The 19,684-nt window shown below is 69.8% G+C and carries 17 protein-coding genes; 11 read left to right on the top strand and 6 right to left on the bottom strand.

What is annotated here, in order from left to right; translation table 11 throughout:
- Positions 1 to 54: 54 nt before the first annotated feature.
- From AMYBE_RS0131720 to AMYBE_RS0131710, 3 genes are all read right to left on the bottom strand, one after another.
- Complete coding sequence (locus AMYBE_RS0131720; protein WP_020663420.1) at positions 55 to 1,296, bottom strand: MFS transporter; 1,242 nt, start codon at positions 1,294 to 1,296, stop codon at positions 55 to 57.
- 161 nt (positions 1,297 to 1,457) lie between these two features.
- Positions 1,458 to 1,808, bottom strand: a complete 351-nt coding sequence (locus AMYBE_RS0131715; protein WP_020663419.1) for a metallopeptidase family protein — start codon at positions 1,806 to 1,808, stop codon at positions 1,458 to 1,460.
- A 4-nt stretch (positions 1,809 to 1,812) separates the two neighbouring features.
- Positions 1,813 to 2,799: a septum formation family protein gene (locus AMYBE_RS0131710; RefSeq protein ID WP_027928212.1), complete on the bottom strand. Its 987-nt coding sequence runs from the start codon at positions 2,797 to 2,799 to the stop codon at positions 1,813 to 1,815.
- 98 nt (positions 2,800 to 2,897) lie between these two features.
- Between AMYBE_RS0131710 and AMYBE_RS0131705 the strand changes: the two genes are divergently transcribed.
- From AMYBE_RS0131705 to AMYBE_RS0131690, 4 genes are read left to right on the top strand one after another with little or no spacing between them, the layout of a single operon-like run.
- Entirely contained in the window at positions 2,898 to 3,518 is a 621-nt protein-coding gene (locus AMYBE_RS0131705) for a hypothetical protein (protein WP_020663417.1), read from the top strand.
- 2 nt (positions 3,519 to 3,520) lie between these two features.
- Positions 3,521 to 4,687, top strand: a complete 1,167-nt coding sequence (locus AMYBE_RS0131700) for a glutathionylspermidine synthase family protein (protein ID WP_020663416.1) — start codon at positions 3,521 to 3,523, stop codon at positions 4,685 to 4,687.
- A 54-nt stretch (positions 4,688 to 4,741) separates the two neighbouring features.
- Positions 4,742 to 5,194, top strand: coding sequence for a DUF350 domain-containing protein (locus AMYBE_RS0131695; RefSeq protein ID WP_020663415.1), 453 nt, complete (start codon positions 4,742 to 4,744; stop codon positions 5,192 to 5,194).
- 45 nt (positions 5,195 to 5,239) lie between these two features.
- Positions 5,240 to 6,145: a haloalkane dehalogenase gene (locus tag AMYBE_RS0131690; RefSeq protein WP_020663414.1), complete on the top strand. Its 906-nt coding sequence runs from the start codon at positions 5,240 to 5,242 to the stop codon at positions 6,143 to 6,145.
- A gap of 137 nt (positions 6,146 to 6,282) precedes the next feature.
- Here AMYBE_RS0131690 and AMYBE_RS0131685 read toward each other — a convergent pair whose 3' ends face one another.
- Positions 6,283 to 7,563 carry an aspartate aminotransferase family protein gene (locus AMYBE_RS0131685; RefSeq protein ID WP_020663413.1) on the bottom strand — a complete coding sequence of 427 codons (1,281 nt, stop codon included), beginning with the start codon at positions 7,561 to 7,563 and terminating at the stop codon, positions 6,283 to 6,285.
- Between the two features lie 152 nt (positions 7,564 to 7,715).
- Between AMYBE_RS0131685 and serS the strand changes: the two genes are divergently transcribed.
- Both serS and AMYBE_RS0131675 read left to right on the top strand, forming a co-directional pair.
- Positions 7,716 to 8,984: a serine--tRNA ligase gene (serS, locus tag AMYBE_RS0131680; protein WP_084470215.1), complete on the top strand. Its 1,269-nt coding sequence runs from the start codon at positions 7,716 to 7,718 to the stop codon at positions 8,982 to 8,984.
- A gap of 175 nt (positions 8,985 to 9,159) precedes the next feature.
- Positions 9,160 to 10,158 carry a DUF3558 family protein gene (locus tag AMYBE_RS0131675; RefSeq protein ID WP_020663411.1) on the top strand — a complete coding sequence of 333 codons (999 nt, stop codon included), beginning with the start codon at positions 9,160 to 9,162 and terminating at the stop codon, positions 10,156 to 10,158.
- 203 nt (positions 10,159 to 10,361) lie between these two features.
- Here AMYBE_RS0131675 and lhgO read toward each other — a convergent pair whose 3' ends face one another.
- Both lhgO and AMYBE_RS0131665 read right to left on the bottom strand, forming a co-directional pair.
- Positions 10,362 to 11,546, bottom strand: a complete 1,185-nt coding sequence (gene lhgO, locus AMYBE_RS0131670; RefSeq protein ID WP_027928210.1) for an L-2-hydroxyglutarate oxidase — start codon at positions 11,544 to 11,546, stop codon at positions 10,362 to 10,364.
- A gap of 61 nt (positions 11,547 to 11,607) precedes the next feature.
- Positions 11,608 to 14,706: an AfsR/SARP family transcriptional regulator gene (locus AMYBE_RS0131665; protein ID WP_020663409.1), complete on the bottom strand. Its 3,099-nt coding sequence runs from the start codon at positions 14,704 to 14,706 to the stop codon at positions 11,608 to 11,610.
- 115 nt (positions 14,707 to 14,821) lie between these two features.
- On the opposite strand from AMYBE_RS0131665, the gene AMYBE_RS0131660 reads away from it, so the two are divergent.
- The 5 genes from AMYBE_RS0131660 (at position 14,822) to AMYBE_RS0131640 (ending at position 19,683) form a co-directional block, all read left to right on the top strand.
- A complete protein-coding gene (locus tag AMYBE_RS0131660; protein WP_154676356.1) occupies positions 14,822 to 15,970 on the top strand; it encodes a DegT/DnrJ/EryC1/StrS family aminotransferase in 1,149 nt (382 codons plus the stop codon).
- 24 nt (positions 15,971 to 15,994) lie between these two features.
- Positions 15,995 to 16,924, top strand: coding sequence for an NAD-dependent epimerase/dehydratase family protein (locus AMYBE_RS0131655; RefSeq protein WP_020663407.1), 930 nt, complete (start codon positions 15,995 to 15,997; stop codon positions 16,922 to 16,924).
- A 70-nt stretch (positions 16,925 to 16,994) separates the two neighbouring features.
- Entirely contained in the window at positions 16,995 to 18,179 is a 1,185-nt protein-coding gene (locus AMYBE_RS0131650; RefSeq protein WP_020663406.1) for a glycosyltransferase family 4 protein, read from the top strand.
- Positions 18,179 to 18,796 (top strand): acyltransferase, encoded by a 618-nt coding sequence (locus tag AMYBE_RS0131645; RefSeq protein WP_020663405.1) that lies wholly within the window; start codon positions 18,179 to 18,181, stop codon positions 18,794 to 18,796. The genes AMYBE_RS0131650 and AMYBE_RS0131645 overlap by 1 nt, the downstream gene beginning before the upstream one ends.
- 398 nt (positions 18,797 to 19,194) lie before the next feature.
- Positions 19,195 to 19,683, top strand: coding sequence for a SigE family RNA polymerase sigma factor (locus AMYBE_RS0131640; protein WP_020663404.1), 489 nt, complete (start codon positions 19,195 to 19,197; stop codon positions 19,681 to 19,683).
- Position 19,684: the final 1 nt, after the last annotated feature.

Here is a 19,684-nt window from a genome sequence, read left to right as displayed (position 1 = left end):
GTACCTCCGCCGCAGCCGGGTGAGGTGCTATTCCAGCACCAAAACCGCGCCGGATCACTGCTGCGAACGGACTGATTCCCCGGTCGACGCCGTTTTGTCATCGAGTACGCCGCCGCGCAGCGCGAACAGTGCGTATCCGGTCACCAACAGCAGCAGACCGCCGGACACGGCGAAGGTGCGGCCCGCTGCACCCAGCAGCTCGGTGAGCCATCCACCGAGCAGCGCGCCGATCGGGATCGCGCCCCAGACCACGGTCCGCCAGACCCCGAGCACCCGGCCGAGCAGCTCACCCGGCACCAGCGTGTGCCGTGCGGTCGCGAGCACCACGTTCACCGCCACCACCGCGGCGGCGAACACGCCGAACAGCACCGCGGACACCACCGGCTGCCGGATCAGCCCCATGCCGCCGAAGCCGAGCGCGCAGAACAGCACCCCGCCGACCAGCACCGGACGGCGGCCGAGCGCCTTCACCAGCCGTGGCGTGCCGCCCGCGCCGAGCAGGCCGCCGATGCCGCCGACAAACGCGAAGGCGCCGAAGGCGGCGTCTGACAACCGCAGGTCTTCCAGCGCGTAAAGCACCAGCTGGGCCTGCGCCAGCTCGCTGATCAGGCTGAGCAGACCAGCGATCGCGAGCAGTCGAAGCAGTAGCGAATGCCGGCGCAGCCAGCGGAAACCATCGGCGAAGTCGGCTCGCAAGTGCGGTTTCGTCTCCGGTCGCGGCCGGTAGCTGCCCGCCATGCCGAGCAGCACCGCCGCACCGATCGCGAAACCGGCCGACGAGAGCAGGAACGGGAACACCGCGAACAGGGCGAACGTCGCGCTGCCGAGAGGGCCGCCGAGGAAGGTCTGACCGACGATCTCGCACGCCTGCAGCTTGCTGTTGGCCCCCTCCAGCCGGTCCGCCTCGACCAGCGAAGGCGGCAGCACGTTGGCCGCGCTCTCCGCGACCGTCTCCGCGACGCCGACGAGCAGCGACGCGACGTAGATCGCCCACATCTGCACCGAGCCGAAGGCGATCAGCGCGGCCACCCCGGCGACCACGATGGCCCGCGCCGCGTTCGCGGCCAGCATCGCCTTCCGCCGGTCGATCCGGTCCACCAGCGTGCCCGCCGGGATGGCGAACAGCAGCCAGGGCAGGAACTGCACCGCGGACAGCGCGGCGATCTCCACCGGGTCCCGGGTGAGTGTGGTGGCCAGCAGCGGGAAGGCGACCTTGGCGACGCCGTCGGCGAGGTTGGACGTGGCGCTCGAGGCGAGCAGCCAGCGGAGCCGGCTGTCCGTCTTCGGGTGCCGCACAACCACCTCACGTGATCGGATGGAACTTCTCCGCGACCAGTCTAGGCAATTTCGGCGCGCTCGGTGATGATTACGTGACTTTCAGTGGTTTCCGTGGTGATCGCACGGCCTCGACAGGAGAACGGCAGCCCGGTGTGGGCGGGCGCGCGGGAATCCGCGGATCAACCCCAGCCGAGCTCGTGCAGCCGCTCGTCGTCGATGCCGAAGTGGTGGCCCAGTTCGTGCATGACCGTGATGAGGACTTCCTCGACCACGTCGGCCTCGGTGTCGCAGATGTCCAGGATCGGTTCGCGGTAGATCGAAATCCGGTCCGGCAACGCACCGCTGTAGTGGCTGGTCCGCTCGGTGAGCGCGATGCCGTGGTAGAGCCCGAGGATGTCCGGCGACTCCTCGTTGAACTCCTCGACCAGCACGACCACGTTGTCCATCGCCGCGGCGAACTCCGGCGGGACCTGGTCGAGCGCGTCCGAGACGAGCTCCTCGAACCGGGTGCGGGTCATCTCGACCGGCATGACCTCAGTTGCCCCCGGACTTGCTGCTCGGCGGCGGCGCGTCGGAACCGGAATCCGAGCCGGTCGCCGCCTGGCCCTTGACGCTGCCAGTGACCGCCTGGAAGCCGCTGCCGTCCTGCAGCATGGCCGCGACCTTGCAGTTGACCTTGGTGGACCCGGCGTCCCAGCTTTCCTGCTCGCGCGAGTCCCAGCCGAGGGTGAGCTTCTTCGCGGTCAGGTCGGCGCCGCCGGTGTAGTCCTTCGCCGCCTTGTTGCACTCGGTGTCGAGCCACTCCTTCTGGTCGTCCAGCTTCGGGTAGCCGTCCTTGAAGTGCGACTTGAGGTCGAGCGTCGCGATGATCTCGTAGGAGTGCGGCTTGCCGCAGTCGACCGGGTCGCCGACGCCCTTGCCGACCAGCGCCAGGCAGGTGCCCGGGGCCCAGACCATCGACTGGTCCTGATCCCGGGCCGCGCCGCTGGTCGGCTGCAGACCGCCGCCCGGGCCGGCGAACTGCAGGCCGCAGCGCAGCTGGCGGTCGCCGCCGGACCACTGCGAGGACGTGGGCCGCAGCAGGTTGGTGGTGAGCTTGCCGTACGGGTCCAGCGAGTGGCCCAGGTACGGCCGCACGTCGCTGTTGCACTGCTGCCGGGCGATGTCCTGCCACTGGTCGAGGCTCGGGAACGGAGCCTGCGCCGGGAACTTCGCGCCGATGTCGACCACCGTGGTGACCTCGAACAGGTGCGGCTGCGCGCACGGCACCTGGTGCGCGTCCGAGGCGTCCTTCGCGTCCCAGGTCAGACAGGTTCCGGGCGGGGAGTGGAACGCCTGCTGGGCGGCCTGGCTGAGCTTGCCTTCGCCGCCGCCCGCACCGCTGCCGGCGAGGGTGTCGGTCCAGGAGAACGCGACGTTCAGGGCCAGCGCGACGACCGCGCCGAGGAAGACCCCGGCCATCACCACGCGGGTGGTCAGGGTCTGCATACGCGAAGGGAACCGCTCGGCGTCTGAAGACATCGATACCTATGATGCCCGCGCCGCATGAACCGCGCGTGTGGCGGGTCGATTAGGGTGGAACGCGGGGTTTCGCAGTGGTGGGGGATTACGGAGCGCACATGACGGAACAGGACAACGGCGGGCCGCAGCCGCCGGTGGAGCCGAAAAAGCCGGGTTCGATGCAGTTCCAGGACGCGAACACACCGACCCGGCCGCTCTCGGTGGCCGAGCAGCGGGCCCGCGCGCAAGCCATCGCCGACCAGGAACGCGCCGACCAGGAAGCGGCCGTCGAGCGGCAGAAAGCCGACGCCAAGGCCGCCACCAAGCGCAAGGTCCTGATCGGCGGCGGCGTCACGGTCGGCCTGGTCGGGCTGATCTCGACCTATTACACGATCGCCAAGCCCAACGAGGTCACCGCGGTCTGCACCGACAGCAACGGCGTCGTCCAGGCTGACCAGTACTGCGACGAAAGCTACGCGACCAGCCACGGCGGGCACTACAGCGGCGGGTTCTGGTTCATCCCGCTGCCCGGCGGCGGTTACTCGCAATACCGCTACAACTACGGCGGCGCCGGCGGCATCGGCCAGCGCGTGTCCGGCGGCAGCTACACCGCCCCGTCCGGCAACACCAACGTTTCGACCAAGTCGGGCACCAGCGTTCAGCGCGGCGGCTTCGGCATCAGCGGCAAGAGCGGCACGTCCGGGGGCACCGGCGGGACCGGCAAGAGCGGAGGCTCGTAGAGGTGTATCGGGACCGGCGCGAACCGCGGCGCGACTGGCAGCGGATCGTCGAAGAGCAGGGCCTGGTCTACGGCACGCCGGCCCGCGACGGCACCGGAAAGCCACGGCCGTACTGGGACGAGTCGGTGCACTACGTCTTCAGCATGGACGAGGTGCTCTCGCTCGAGGCGGACGTCGAGCTGCTGCACTCGATGTGCCTGGAAGCGGTGGACAACGTCATCACCACTGAGCAGTACCACCGGTTCGGCATCCCGGAATGGGTGTGGCCGCACATCGCCGAATCGTGGAAGCGTCAGGACCCGCACGTCTACGGCCGGTTCGACCTGCGCTACGACGGCAAGTCGCCGGCCAAGCTGCTGGAGTACAACGCGGACACGCCGACCACGCTGCTGGAGGCGTCGCTGCTGCAGTGGCACTGGAAGACCGACGTCTTCCCGGAAGACGACCAGTGGAACTCGATCCACGAGAAGCTGGTCGAGCGCTGGGAGGAGATCGGCGGCAAGCTGCCGTCGAGCGAAGTGCACTTCACCTGGTCCGCCGCCGATCCGAGCGGCGAGGACCACGTCACCACGGCGTACCTGCAGGAGACCGCGGCCGAGGCCGGCCTGGACACGGTGGGACTGGCGATCGAGGAGATCGGCTGGGACCCGGTGCTCAAGCGGTTCGTCGACCTGGCCGAGGGCCAGATGTCCACCGTGGTGAAGCTCTACCCGTGGGAATGGGTGGTCGACGAGGAATTCGGCAAGTTCGCGGTGGAGACCATGCCGCGCACGCTGTGGGTCGAGCCGCTGTGGAAGATGCTGCTGTCGAACAAGACGCTGCTCGCCATCCTCTGGGAGAACTACCCAGGGCACCCGAACCTGCTGCCCGCCTTCGCCGACGATCCAGGCCTGCTGACCGAGTACGTGCGCAAGCCGAAGCTCGGCCGCGAGGGCGCGAACGTGCAGATCGTGGCCACCGGCTACGAGACCCAGACGGACGGGGTCTACGGCGCGGAAGGCTACGTCTACCAGGCGTTCGACCCGCTGCCAGAGTTCGACGGCTACCGCCCGGCGCTGGGCGCGTGGATCGTCGGGGACCAGGCCGCCGGGCTCGGCATCCGGGAGACCAGCGGACTCGTCACCGACGACGGCGCCGCGTTCGTCCCGCATCGCATTCCGGAGTCGTGATACAACCCTGGATGTCCGATTCGCTGGTGTGATCCGGCCATCCAGGGAGACCGCGTGACCACGACTCTTGCCCTTTCCGCGACGTTCGGTTCCGACCTGCTGCGCGGTATCGGCGCGATCCTGCTGTACGGCGTGGTCGGGCTGGTGCTGATGGTGGTCGGCTTCTACGCGATCGATCTGGCCACGCCGGGCCAGCTGTCGAAGCTGGTCACCCGGGGGCTGCCGAACGCGGTGATCGTGACCGCGTCCGGACTGCTGTCGATGGCGTTCATCGTGGTCGTGGCGATCTACAACTCGGCGAGCGATCTGGCCGGCGGGCTGATCTCCTCGCTGGTCTACGGCCTGCTCGGGGTGATCGTGCAGGTGTTCGCGGTGCGGCTGCTGGAGTGGGTGACCCGGATCGACGTCGGGTCCACCATCGAGAGCGAGACGTTCGCGCCGGCCAGCATGGTCGTCGCGGCCGCGCACCTCGGGCTCGGTCTGGTGGTTGCGGTTTCGATCTCGTAGCTTCCGCGTACTGCCAGGCGGTCGGATTCCCACTAACGTGGGAGCGTGCGCTTGCTCAGGACGCCGGAAGACCGGTTCGCGGACCTGCCCGACTTCGCCTTCGAGCCTCGTTACACCGATCTCGCCGACCCGCACGGCGGTCTGATCAGAGTCGGCTACGTCGAGGCCGGGCCCGCTGACGGACCGCCGGTGCTGCTGTTGCACGGCGAGCCGAGCTGGTCGTTCCTCTACCGCCAGGTGCTGCCGGTGCTGGCGGACGCCGGGCTGCGGGCGATCGCGCCGGACCTGGTCGGGTTCGGCCGGTCGGACAAGCCGGGCGACATCGCCGACCACAGCTACGCCCGGCATGTCGAATGGATGCGCCGGTTCGCCTTCGACGTGCTGGAGCTGCGGGACGTCACGCTGGTCGGGCAGGACTGGGGCGGCCTGATCGGGCTGCGGCTGGTGGCGGAGCACGCGTCGCGGTTTCGCGGTGTGGTGGCGGCGAACACCGGGCTGCCGACCGGCGACGTCGACATGCCCCCGGTGTGGCACAAGTTCCGGGAGGCGGTCGAGAGCGCGCAGGTGTTCGACGTCGGCCGGTTCGTGCAGGCAGGCTGCCGGACGACGCTGCCGGACGAGGTGAAGGACGCTTACGACGCGCCGTTCCCGAACGAGATGTACAAGGCCGGGCCGCGGGCGATGCCGGGCCTGGTGCCGATCCGGCCGGACGATCCGGCATCGGCGGCGAACCGGGCCGCGTGGGCCACGCTGACCGAGCTGGACCTGCCGTTCCTGTGCGCCTTCTCCGACAGCGACCCGATCACCGGCGGGATGGCGCCGATCCTGCGGCGCGCCATGAAGGGCGCGGCCGGTCTGGACCACCCGACGATCGCCGGGGCAGGGCATTTCCTGCAGGAGGACGCAGGCGAGGCGCTCGGCGAGCACATCGCCCGGTTCGCGCGGGGCTGACCCCAGCCCGCTTGCCCGTGCACCCCGTCAGCCGCGGCTGAGAAAACCCCAATGTGGCATTGGGTGCATGTCACGCACCGAATGCCACATTGGGTGCATGTGATGCACCCAATGTGGCATTGGGGTGCAAGCAGGGATCAGGCGAGGGCGGCCAGGGAGTCGACCAGGATCGCCAGTCCCTCGGCGGCTTCGGCCTCGGTGAGCGTCATCGGCGGGCCGATCCGGAGCACGTTCTTGTGCAGGCCGCCCTTGCCGATCAGCAGTCCGCGCCGCTTCGTTTCCTCCAGCATCTGCTTGGCGGCGCGGACGCTCGGCGTCGTCGTGCCGGGCTCGACCAGCTCGACGCCGATCATCAGGCCCTTCCCGCGCACTTCGCCGACGAACGGGCTGTGCGCCGCCCGCAGTCCGGCCATCAGCTGCTCGCCGCGGGCTTTGCAGTTGGCCGGCACATCGTGCTGGTCGATGTAGTCGACCACGGCCAGCGCGCCCTGCATCGAGACCGGGTTGCCGCCGAACGTCGAGAACGATTCGGCCCGGAAGCAGTCCATGATGTCGCCGCGGGCGACGACGCCGCCGACGGCGAGACCGTTGCCGAGGCCCTTGGCGAAAGTCATCAGGTCCGGCACCACGTCGTGGGCCTGGATTCCCCAGTAGTGCTCGCCGGTGCGGCCCCAGCCGGTCTGGACCTCGTCGGAGACGAACAGGATGCCGTGCTCGTCCAGTACTTCCTTCATCGCCTTGAACAGGCCGTCCGGCGGGGAGCTGAAGCCCCCGACGCCCTGGATCGGCTCGGCGATCAGGCAGGCGACGTCGCCCGCGGTCGCGGTTTCCAGCAGTTCCACCAGGTCGGCGACGCAGGCGTCGATGTACGCGGCGTCCGGCAGATCGCGGAACGGGCTTCGGTAGCGGTAGCCGCCGTGCACGTAGTTCACCTTGACCGGACTCAGCGACGAGGCGGACCAGCCGCGGTTGCCGGTGATCGCGACCGTGCCGAAGGAACGGCCGTGGTAGGAGTTCCGCATCGCCAGCACCTGGTTGCTGCGCCGGTACTGGGTCGCGAGCATCAGCGCGGTGTCGTTCGCCTCGCTGCCGGAGTTGGTGAAGAAAACCTTCGCGTCCGGGATGCCGGAGCGCTCGGCGATTCGCTCGGCCAGCTCCACCTGGGAGCGGATCAGGTACAGCGTCGAGGTGTGCAGCACGCCAGTGTCGAGCTGCTTGCGCACCGCGTCGCTGATCTCGGGGATGTCGTAGCCCATGGAGTTGGTGAGCACGCCGGCGAAGAAGTCGAGGTAGGTGCGGCCGTTCGCATCGGTGAGCCGGCGGTCGTGCGCGTGGACGATTTCGATCGGCTCGTCATACAGCAGGGACATCCAGGACGGGAGCACCGCGCGGTGGCGCGCGAGCAGGTCGTCGGTCATGTGAATTCCCTCCGCTCCGGGTTCTAGCGAGTATGGGGAGCGCGGGAAACGGGCGACAACGATCAGACTGTCGGGTTGTCCGGAGGCGACCGCACAGTGTGTACGGGAAACCGCGTCGAAGTCGTGGCTGGCCTGCGACTACCCTTCTCTCCGTGATTGACCCCAGGACTCTGCGCGAAGACCCGGAAGCCGTGCGCGCGTCGCAGCGTGCCCGTGGCGAGGACGAGGGAGTGGTCGACAAGCTGCTCGAGTTCGACCAGCGCCGCCGCTCTGCGATTGCCGCCGCCGACAAGCTGAGGGCCGAGCAGAAGTCCGTCTCCAAGCAGGTGCCGAAGGCGTCCAAGGAGGAGCGCCCGGAGCTGCTCGCCCGCGCCAAGGACCTGTCCGAGCAGGTCAAGGCCGCCGAGCAGGAGCAGAACGAAGCCTCGGACGAGTTCGAGAAGCTGTTCCGCATCGTGCCGAACCTGGTGCACCCGGACGCACCGGTCGGCGGCGAGGACGACTTCGCGGTGCTGAAGACCGTCGGCGAGGTGCCGTCGTTCGACTTCGCCCCGCGCGACCACCTCGACCTGATGGAGGGCCTCGGCGCGGTCGACATGGAGCGCGGCGCGAAGGTGTCCGGGTCGCGGTTCTACTTCCTCTCCGGCGTCGGCGCGCAGCTGCAGCTGGCGCTGCTGAACATGGCCGTCGCCCGCGCGATGGCGAACGGCTTCACTCCGATGATCACCCCGTCGCTGGTCCGCCCGGAAATCATGGCCGGCACCGGATTCCTCGGCGCGCACTCGTCGGAGGTGTACCAGCTGCGCGACGACGACCTGTACCTGGTCGGCACGTCCGAGGTCCCGCTCGCGGGCTACCACTCGGACGAGATCCTCGACCTCGGTTCCGGTCCGCGCCGCTACGCCGGCTGGTCGTCGTGCTACCGCCGCGAGGCCGGGTCGTACGGCAAGGACACCCGCGGCATCATCCGGGTGCACCAGTTCGACAAGGTCGAGATGTTCGTGTTCGCCAAGCCGGAGGACGCCGAAGCCGAGCACGAGCGGCTGCTCGGCTGGGAAGAGGAGATGCTGGCCGCGATCGAGGTCCCGTACCGGGTCATCGACACCGCGACCGGCGACCTCGGCACGTCCGCCTACCGCAAGTTCGACTGCGAGGCGTGGGTGCCGACCCAGGAGACCTACCGCGAGCTGACGTCGACGTCCAACTGCACCACGTTCCAGGCCCGCCGGCTGTCCGTCCGCTACCGCGACGACAACGGCAAGCCGCAGACCGCGGCCACGCTGAACGGCACCCTCGCGACCACCCGCTGGATCGTCGCGATCGTGGAGAACCACCAGCAGCCGGACGGTTCGGTCCGGGTGCCGGTGGCGTTGCGGCCGTTCCTGGGCGGGCTTGAGGTGCTGGAGCCGGTCAAGCGCTGAACGGCGGTTGGTCCACTGGCCACAGTGGACCAACCACGCCCGGCCGCCGCCCGTCGAGTGCTTTCTTCTGGTGCCCCGGCGTGCCCGGCCGGTGCTCCCGGGTTGTTCCTTCTCGTTCCGCGAGTGCGCAACCGCACTGGTCAGTAGGGTGCGGTTGCGGAGAAGGAGACAGTCGATGGGGTTCAAAGGAACGGCGGCCGCGTTCGGTGCGGCGGCGCTGCTGCTGGCCGGGTGCACGACGCAGGTGAGCGGCTCGGCGTCGCCAGTGCCCGGGCAGGGGCCGGTGACGCCGGTCGTCGACGCGTGCGCGCTGCTCGACGCGCAGCAACTCGCCGCGCTCGGATACCAGGCGCAGGGAAAACCGGAGAAGGCGAGCAAGGAACGGCGGACGCCCGCGACGTGCCGGTGGACCGGGACGGACCCCGACCACAGCACCATGCTGATCGTCGGCTGGTCGGTGGATCAGAGCCTCGACGAGTACCTTCAGGGCGCGTTGAAGAAGGCCGACCCGGTGTCGCTGGGTGGGCTCCAGTGGACGCGCTATGCCGGTTTCATGGGCGGCAGCTGCGACCTGTACACGACGTTCAGCGAGAAGTCGTTCGCCTTCGTCAGCGTGGCCAACGACGACGACGCGAAAGCGTGCCAGACGGCGAAGCAGGTCACCCCGCAGGTCGCCGCGAAACTGCCGGGCGGGCAGCCGGCCCCGCCGCTCGCGCCGCCCAGCACCACGCCCTCGGACGCTCCGCCGTCCGGTCCGCTCGCGTCCGTCAACCCGTGCACGTTGCTGAAGCCGGAGCAGGCGCAGCAGCTGAAGATGGAACCGCAGGGCCAGCTGGATCATTCGTCGGTCATCGCGGCGGCGAGCTACTGCCTGTGGAAGGACACCGACGGGGACGCCGGGCAGAAGCCGTTCGAGGTGTGGGTCGGACCGGGCGTGCCGATCACTCAGTGGGCCGGGATGAACGTCGCGCCGACCGAGCAGATCGACAACGGCGGCCGGAAGTGGTCGCTGTTTCCGAAGCTCGGCGGGCTCGACGCGATCTGCGCGGCCGCGGTGACCGTGGCGGGCACCTCGTCGGTCCGGATCGTGAGCGGCAACCTCGACGATCCGGCCAAGGCGTGCGACGCGATCCGCGCCGGGATCCCGCTGGTGTCCGGGAATCTGCCTGCCTGATCCAGACTGGCCGGGAAGGGCCCCGGAGGGAAGCTAGGTCCAATGCCAGGAACTGCGCTATGCCGCCGCCCGGGAGTTGTGGTCCGTGAAGGGCCCCTTACCGGACTTGGATTCCCTCAAGGGGCCCTTCACGGACCTGATTAAACGGTCGCATAGTGATCAACCGGGTTTTTCGGTGGGCCTTCCCCGACCGGCGACGAGTCTCAGTCGGTCACCTGGTCGGCGATGTACTTCGCGATCTCCAGCGCGCTGGTCGCCGCCGGGCTGGGCGCGTTCAGCACGTGCACCTGGTCCTTTGTGGACTCGATCAGGAAGTCGTCCACCAGCGAGCCGTCCGGGCGCAGCGCCTGCGCGCGCACCCCGGAACCGTGGCGCACGATGTCGTCCTCGGTGACCGCGGGGACCAGCTGGGCGAGGCTGTGCGCGAACCGCTTCTTGGAAAACGACCGCAGCACCTCCTCCAGCCCGGTCGGATACGCGTACTTGCGCGCCAGCCGCCACGCGCCCGGGAAGCGGGCGACGTCGGCCAGGTCTTTGACTGACACGTCCGCCCAGCGGTAGCCCTCGCGGCGCAGCGCGAGGACCGCGTTCGGGCCCGCGTGCACGCTGCCGTCCAGCATCCGGGTCAGGTGCACGCCGAGGAACGGCAGCGTCGGGTCCGGCACCGGGTAGATCAGGCCGCGCACCAGGCGCCGGCGCTCCGGCTTCAGCTCGTAGTACTCGCCGCGGAACGGCACGATCCGTGCGCTCGGCTTGAGACCGGCCAGTTCGGCCACCCGGTCGGCGTGCAGGCCGGCGCAGTTGACCAGCGCGTCCGCGCGCAGCACCTCGGTGCCGGTGGCCACCTCGACCCCGCCGCCGCGGGCCGCGCGGATGCCCAGCGCGGGGGTGTTCAGCCGCAGGTCCGCGTCCGCCTCGTCGAGCAGCCGCACCAGTGCCGCGCACACCGCCGGGAAGTCGATGATCCCGGTCGACTCGACGCGCAGCGCGGCGACGCAGGACACCTCCGGCTCGTATTCACGGGCCTCGGCCGGACTGATCCGCTTGGCGGGCACGCCGTTGGCCTCGGCTCGCTCGGCGAGTGTGTCCAGCGCGGGGATCTCCTCCTCGCGGGTGGCCACCACGAGCTTGCCGCACACCTGCACCGGTACGCCGTACTGGCGCGCGAAATCCACAATGGACCGGTTGCCGCCGACCGACATCCGGGCCTTGAAGGAACCGGGCTTGTAATACAGGCCGGCGTGCACCACATTCGAGTTGTGCCCGGTCTGGTGCGCCGCCCAGTTTGCTTCCTTTTCGAGCACCGTCACGTCCTGGCCGCGCTGGGACAGCTCCCACGCGACCGAAAGTCCGACGATTCCCCCGCCGATCACCACTACGTTCCGCACGGCAGGGAAGGCTACGCGCTCCCGCGGAGAGCTGCGTACCCCCCGACGGCGTGGTATCCGGTCACCGGTCCGGGGACAATCCGGCGAGTTCGAGCTGGTCGGCGGGTCCGAGCTGCTGTCCGGCGGCGTACTCGGCGGCGAACCCGGCCGTCCCGAGCGCCTCTTCCGCGGCCAAGGTGACCTGTACGACATCCGGCCGGCCGGGCACGGCGGTGCCGCGGACCGCCGCCGCGGCACCTAGCAGCCGGGCCGCGTCGGCGAACCGTTCTTCCTGGGCACAGACCCCGGCGACGCCCTCCAGCGCGTTCGCCAGCGAGCCGTGGTCATGCCAGCGGTGCGTGGTCTCGACCGCGGCCCGCATCCTCCGCCCGGCGTCGGCGGTCCGGTGCTCGGCGAGGTCGACCCAGCCGAGCGCGACCGACGCGGCGGCCCGCACGATCGTCGCCGAGAAGGAGTTCGCGGTGGATTCGGCAGCGGCCCGCTCGGCGAGGGCGCGGGCACCGGCCAGGTCGCCGGCGCGGCGCGCGAGGTGGGACAGGCCGACGTGACCGCTGGCGCGGGTTTCGGGCATGCCGGTGCGGCGCGCCAGCTCCACGGTCTGCTCGTAGTCGGCGCGTGCGCCGTCGAGGTCGCCGCGCAGCGCCCGGCTGTCGCCTCGGCGGCACAGGAGGTCCGCGTAGTCGTCGGTCGCGCCGAGCCGTTCCATGAGCGCGAGCGACTCGGTCATCGCGTCGAGCGCTTCGTCGTGCTGGCCGCGTAGCACCAGCAGCTGCGACAGGTGGTCGAGTGCCATCGACAGGCCCCAGCGCTCGCCGAGCGCCCGGTAGCGTGCTTCGCCCTCGCGCAGGCCGTGCTCGGCCTCGTCCAGTTCGCCGGCGAGCATCGCGCGCAGGCCGTCGCCCATCGGGACGAGAGCGGTGAACCACGGGTCGGAGTGCAGGGCGAGATCGGACAGCCGGAGCCTCGCGTCGTCGTCCTCGGGCGGGCCGAGCACGACGCCGGACAGCATGAGCATCATCGGATGCTGCGGAACCCAGGAAGCATCCACCAGGTACTGCTCCACGTAGGACCGATAGGCCGCTGTCTCGGCCGCTTCCGGAGAGCCAGCCATCGCGGTGAGCAGGCACATGAGGAATTGCTCGCGGTAGCCCTCCGGCGGTTCCGCGACGCAGTGCCGCAGGATTTCCGTCGACAGCGCCGCGCCTTCGTAGCGTCGTCCGCGCAGCCACCAATACATCGACAGCGCGGCCGCGAGCCGCAGAGCAAGCGTGGGTTCGGCCGCGGCGGACCAGCGGAGCGCGGCTATCAGGTTGTCGTATTCGGCGTCGATTTTCCGCAGCCAGTCCAGCTGTTCGGCGGTACGCAGCTTCGGATCCGCTTCTTCGGCGAGACGCAGGAACGTCTCCGCGTGCGCTCGGCGGAAACGTTCGGTCTCACCGGCTTCGTCCAGCTTCTCCGCGCAGAACGCGCGGATCGTCTCCAGCATCCGGTAGCGGCCGTTGGCCGGCTCCACGAGTGACTTGTCGGCCAGTTCGGGCAGCAGGTCGACCGGTGCGTCGCACACCTGCTCGGCGTAGGCGAGCGTCGCGCCGCCGGGGAAGACCGTCAGCCGGCGAGCGAGGCCGCGTTCGTCCTCGTCCAGGAGATCCCAGCTCCACTCCACGACGCCGCGGAGCGACCGGTGCCGCTCGTCCGCGGTCCGGCTGCCGCGCGCGAGCAGCTGGAACCGGTCGCCGAGCCGGGCCGCGAGGTCGGCGACCGGCAGCGTGCGGACCCGGGCGGCGGCCAGCTCGATCGCCAGCGGCAGACCGTCCAGCGCGGCGCAGATCCGGACCAGATCAGCGGCGGTGTCCTCGGTCAGCCGGAACGCGGGGTCGCTCGCCCGTGCGCGGTCGAGGAACAGCCGGACGGCCGGGTACGCGGCGGCCTCGGCGGCGGGGGTGCCCGGCGGCGGCACGGCCAACCGGGGGATCGGCGCGAGCTGTTCGCCGGTGATGCCCAGCGGTTCCCGGCTCGTCGCCAGCACGCGCAGCCCGGGGCAGGCCGGAAGCAACTGCGCGACCAGCTGCGCCGCGGCGGCCACGACGTGCTCGCAGTTGTCGAGGACCAGCAGCGTCGCCTGGTCGCGCAATGCCGACACCAGCCGGTCGACGGGATCCTGATGCCCGGGTCCGCGCAGGGCGGACGCTCCTTCGCGCAGGCCGAGCGCGGTCAGTACGGCCTGTGGGAGGCCGGCGGCGACGTGCGGAGCCAGCGCCACGAACACGCACGGACCAGCGTCCGCCGCCGCTTCGACGGCCAGCCGGGTCTTCCCGGTCCCGCCGGGGCCGAGCAGCGTGACCAGCCGAGCGTGCCGCAGGAAATCGGCGACCTGCCGCAGTTCGCCGTCGCGGCCGACGAAGCTGGTGAGCTGCGCGGGCAGCGGCGTCGCGGCGTTCGACGGCTCGTCGCGCAGGGCGGCCAGGTACGCCTCGGTCAGCTCAGGGCCAGGGTCGGCGCCCAGCTCGTCGGCGAGCGTGCGACGGGCGTCTTCGAAGGCGGCCAGCGCCTCGGCGGTCCGGCCGGACGCGTGCAGCGCCCGGACGAGCTGCGCGCGCGACCGCTCCAGCAGCGGGTCGCCGGCGATGGCGGTGCGCAGCTCGTCGAGGACGTCCGCGGCCCGGCCGAGCGAGATCTCCGCGTCGACCCGGTCGGCGGCCGCCTCGTCCCGAAGCCTGGCCAGCCGGGTCGCTTGCGGCTGCGCGGCGGGGACGTCGGCGAACGCCGGCCCGCGCCACAGCGCCAGCGCTTCGCCGAGCAGATCGCTGGCCCGCGTCGGGTCGCCCGCGGCCAGCTCCCGGCGGCCTTCGCCGGCCAGCCGCTCGAACCGGTGCGCGTCCACTTCGTCCGGTTCGATCCGCAGGCGGTACCCCGCGGAGGTGAGTTCGACGGGCAGCTTCAGCGCGCCGCGCAGCCGCGACACCTGAGATTGGAGCGCGTTCGCCGCCCCGTCCGGGGGCTCCTCGCCGTACAGCCCGTCGATCAGCCGTTCAGCGGAGACGAACCGCCCGGCATCCGCCGCGAGCAGGGCCAGCAAGGCCCGCCCGCGCGGGCCGCCCACCACGATCTGCCCGCCCGCGCCGTCCCACGCGACGACGGCCCCCAAGACCCCGATCCGCATGGCTCGGAGCCTAGGCCCCGAACCGGCCCTGACCGGCGGGGTCCGTCCCCAAAACCGAGGTGAAGTGCGACTTCTATACACTTTGGCGCGACCCCGCGCAATGCGGGACACCCCGATGCACAGGAGATCTACTGTGGGCGAACCCGTCCTGCTCGGGCGGCCGACCGTCGGTGAAGAAGAGCTGGCAGCGGTCGCAGAAGTGTTCCGATCCGGCTGGCTGGCCGGCGCGGGCCCGGCGTGCCGCCGGTTCGAGGAGCGGTTCGCACAGCTCACCGGCACCGCGCACGCTCTGACCACCAGCAACTGCGGCTCAGCCCTGTTCCTCGGCTTGAAGGTGCTCGGCGTCCAGCCGGGCGACGAGGTGATCGTCGGGGACTACACCTTCCCGGCGACCGGCCACGCCGTGCTGCAGGCCGGCGCGAAGCCGGTCTTCGCCGACATCCGCCCGGACATCTTCAGCGCCGACCCGGCCGCGATCGAAGCGCTCATCACGCCGCGCACGGTCGGCATCCTGGCGGTCGACGTCGCGGGCCAGCCGGGCGACTTCGACGAGTACCGCGCGATCGCCGACAAGCACGGCCTGTGGCTGTTCGAGGACGCCGCCTGCTCCGCGGGCGCGACCTACCGCAACCGCCCGGCCGGCAGCCTCGCCGACCTGGCCGCGTTCTCGTTCCACGGCCGCAAGGGCATCACCGCGGGCGAGGGCGGCGCGCTGGTCTCGGACCGCGAGGACCTGATCGCGCACGCGCGCAAGATCCACACCTACGGCATCGAGCCGGCGATCAGCCGCGAGGGCTCGGACACGCTGCCGATCCCGAGCTTCCACGAACTGGGCTGGAACTTCCGGATGTCGGACATCCAGGCCGCGATCATGGGCGTCCAGCTCGACCGGCTGCCCGACCTGCTGGCCACCCGCCGTTCGGTGGCCAAGCGCTACCACGAGGCGTTCGCCGACGTCGAGGCGCTGACCGTGCCGTTCGAGGCGCCCGACCGCGAGCACCCGTGGCAGGCGTACCTGCTGACGGTGGCCCCGGAGATCAGCCGCGACGCGCTCGCGCTGCGGATCCGCGAGCAGGGCGTGCAGTGCAACTTCGGCACCTACGCCTCGCACCTGCAGCCGGTGTACGGCGAGCAGCAGCCGCTGCCGGTGTCCGCCGACGCGTTCCGCCGCCAGCTGGCCATCCCGATGCATTCCGAGCTCACCGACAGCGAAGTCGAGCGCGTGGTCACCACCGTGCGCGAAGCCGTGTCCGCTCTTTCCTGACGCAGAACTTCCCGAGGAGAAAACATGTCCGACAAGAAGGTCTTCTTCACCGGCGGCGGCGGCTTCATCGCCTCGCACGTGATCCCGATCCTGCTGGAGAAGGACTACTCGGTCCGCATCTTCGACAACATGACCCGCGGCGACCGCGACCGCGTCAACGAACTCGTCGCCACCGGCAAGGTCGAGCTGATCGAGAAGGACGTGCGCTACGGCGTCGGCGTCCGCGAGGCGATGCGCGGCTGCACGCACGCGATCCACTTCGCCACCGTGTCGATCAACAAGTCGATCGCGGACCCGGGCGAGTCGATCGACATCAACATGGTCGGCAACCACAACGTGTTCGCGGCCGCCGCCGACGAGGGCGTCGAGCGCCTGGTGTTCGCGTCCAGCGCCTCGGTGTACGGCGAGCCGGAGAAGCTGCCGATGCACGAGGACGACAAGCTCAACCCGCTCACCCCGTACTGCATCTCCAAGCGCGCGGGCGAGGACCTGCTGGGCTTCTACCAGCGCCAGAAGGGCCTCTCCTGGAACGCCCTGCGGTTCTTCAACGTGTACGGCCCCGGCCAGAAGATCGAGGCGTACTACACCTCGGTGATCAACCACTTCATCCAGCGCCTGCGCGCCGGTCAGGCCCCGGTCATCGACGGCGCCGGCGACCAGTCGATGGACTTCGTGCACGTCACCGACCTCGCCAAGGGCGTCGTCGCCGCGCTGGAGTCGGAGCAGGCGAACCTGCCGATCAACATCGGCACCGGCATCGACACCTCGATCGCCACCCTGGCGAAGATCCTGATCGAAGCGGTCGGCGTCGACGTCGAGCCGGAGTTCAACAAGCGCGACGTGCTGGTGTCCCGCCGCGCCGCGGACATCACCCGTGCCCGCGAGGTGCTCGGCTGGGAGCCGCAGATCACCGTCGAAGAAGGCATGCGCGCGCTGGTGCGGGACTCCGCGTGAGCACTTCCGTCGGCGCGTTATCCCAGGGGGAAGCGGAATGAGCACTGCGGGCCCGGCCGAAGGAAAGCCCATGCGAATCGTGGTGGTGAACAACTTCTTCCCGCCGCGAGTGGGCGGAAGCGCGCACATGTCGGCCTCGCTGGCCGCCGAGTATGCGGCCGCTGGGAACGAAGTGCTGGCGATCACCGCTGCCTATGGTGACGCGCCGGCGGAAGAGGAGCGCGACGGCTACCGCGTCGTGCGCCTGCCCGCGGTGAAGATGCCGCAGCTCGGCCTGTCGATCGACTTCGACATGACGTTCGCGTCGATGCGGCCGGGCAACTGGCGGCGGCTGTGGAAGCTGCTGAACGAGTTCAAGCCGGACGCGGTGCACCTGCACGGGCAGTTCTTCGACCTGTCCTGGATGGTCGGCGTCTACGCGCGGCGGCGCAAGCTGCCCGTGCTGCTGACCATCCACACGCTGCTGATCAGCGAGAACAAGATGTACGGGCGGGTGTTCCGTGCGCTTGACGCGATGCTGGTCAAGCCGGTGCTGAAGTACCTGCGCCCGCGCTACGTCATTCTCGACAAGCTCGGCGTGGACTACTGCGTGCAGCGCTACGGCACGAGCGACGACAACTCCGAGTACTTCCCGATCGCGGTGGACACCGGGCACTTCGCCAAGCCGGTGACCAAGGACGTGCGGGCGGAACTGGAGATCGGGGACGCGCCGCTGATCGTGTCGCTCGGCCACGTGATCCCGCTGCGCAACCGGCTGCCGCTGATCGAGGCGCTGCCGGAGATCCTGGAGAAGCACCCCGGGCTGCGCGTGGTGATCGTCGGCCGGGTGTATCACGACGCGTTCCAGCGCCGGGCCGAGGAACTGGGTGTGGCGGACGCGCTGATCGTCACCGGCGCGGTGCCCAAGGCCGACGTGCCGGCGTATTTCGCGGCCGCGGACATCGTCACGCACGACCTCAACGGCGGCTGCGGCACCGCGTCGCTGGAGGCGATGCTGTCCGGCACCGCGACGATCGCGTCGGTCACCGAGGACAACTACCCGGGCATCGAGCTGCGCAACGGCGAGAACATCCTGCTGGTGCAGCCGAACGACTCGGAAGCGGTCAAGACCACCGTGCTGTCCCTTTTGGACGATCCGGAGAAGCGCGCGCGAATCGCCGAACGGGAAAGCGCGATGGTCCGCGACAACTTCGGGCTGGACGTAGTGGCCGAGGAACACCTGCGGGTACTCACGAAACTGGTGGCGGACAACTGATGTTCTTCGACGACGAGCGCAGCAACCGGCTGCGTCCGATGATCATGAACGATCTGGTGTCGCAGTACCTCAACGACGCCGAGCGGGCCAAGTTCTACGGCCTGCCGGAGTCGTGCCGGGTGCGCGAGCGAGTCAAGATCGTCAGCCCGGGCAACCTCACGATCGGCGAGCACTGCTGGATCGGCGAGGGCGCGACCCTCGACGCCAGCGGCGGCCTGGAGATCGGCGAGCACACCAGCATCGGCCTGAACACGCTGGTGTTCACGCACTCGAGCTGGCTGTCGAACATGGCGCTGGAGAACCACTCCGGCAGCGACCTGATCGAACGCAAGCCGGTGAAGATCGGCAAGGGTTGTTTCATCGGCGGCCTGGTGGTGATCATGCCGGGTGTGACGATCGGTGACTTCGCGACCGTGCAGCCGAACTCGGTGGTGGCCAAGGACGTGCCGGAACGCTCGCTGGTCGCGGGCAACCCGGCGCGGGTGTTCCAGCGCTACGACGAGGAGTACATCCAGTCGGAGGTGAAGCGGGTCCGCGAGGAGAACGCCCGCCGCCGCGCGATGTCGGACGATTCCTCGGGATGGGGCTCTCCGTCGGGGGACTTCAGCGGGAAGTGAAGCGATTACCCGGTGCGCGCGGCTGGCGGGCGCACCGGGTAACACGGGACGCTGTTCCCGGCCGCTGAACGTGCGTGAGTGCCCTTGAGCGGCCTCACCGCCTCCTGGCCCTGGACGACTGGGCAGATGCCGCCGAGTCGGCGGCCATCGGCGAGTTCGAAATGATCGTGACCGAGACCCTGCTGACGATCCGTGTCCCAGACATCCTCGTTGCCACTACGAGGTCTCCGGCGAATTCTCCGGCGACGTCTCGCTCGAAGTGGCCGGTGCCGCGATCAAGCTCAACCTGGACGCCCTGATCGACCCCCGCGCCCAGCGCTGAGCGCCCGACTTCATCGACGCACTACCTCAATCCCCGTAACCTGGTCGGCAAAGACCGGGAAAGCAGGGGTGGACAGGTGCGCGGAGACGACGAGTTCGCCGACTTCGTGCGGTCCTGTTCCGCCCGGCTCACACACGCCGCGTTCCTCCTCACCGGCGACCGCCATCAGGCCGAGGACGCCGCGCAGACTGCCTTCACCCGCACCTATGCCGCCTGGGCCAGAGTGCGGCGGAAGAATCCCTACGCCTACGCTCGCCGCGTCCTCGCCAACCACGTCATCGACAGCTGGCGCCGGCCGATTCGCGAATACGCCACCGAAGAACTGCCGGAAACCGCGCGGATGCCGGACATTTCGCAGGCCGTCACCGATCGGGAATGGCTTTCCGGCGCGCTGGCCCGGCTGACCGCGCGCGAACGCACCGTCGTGGTGCTGCGGCATTTCTTCGATCTGCCCGAGCAGCAAGTGGCTGTCGAACTCGGCGTTTCCGTCGGCACCGTCAAGAGCACCAACTCGCGTGCGCTCGCGAAACTGCGCGTCGAGGGCGGCGCTTTGGTCGGGGGGTGAG

The sequence above is a fragment of the Amycolatopsis benzoatilytica AK 16/65 genome, assembly GCF_000383915.1.
Lineage (GTDB): Bacteria > Actinomycetota > Actinomycetes > Mycobacteriales > Pseudonocardiaceae > Amycolatopsis > Amycolatopsis benzoatilytica.
Note: the sequence above shows the minus strand (reverse complement) of the source record. Positions and strands in the feature narration are given on the sequence as shown.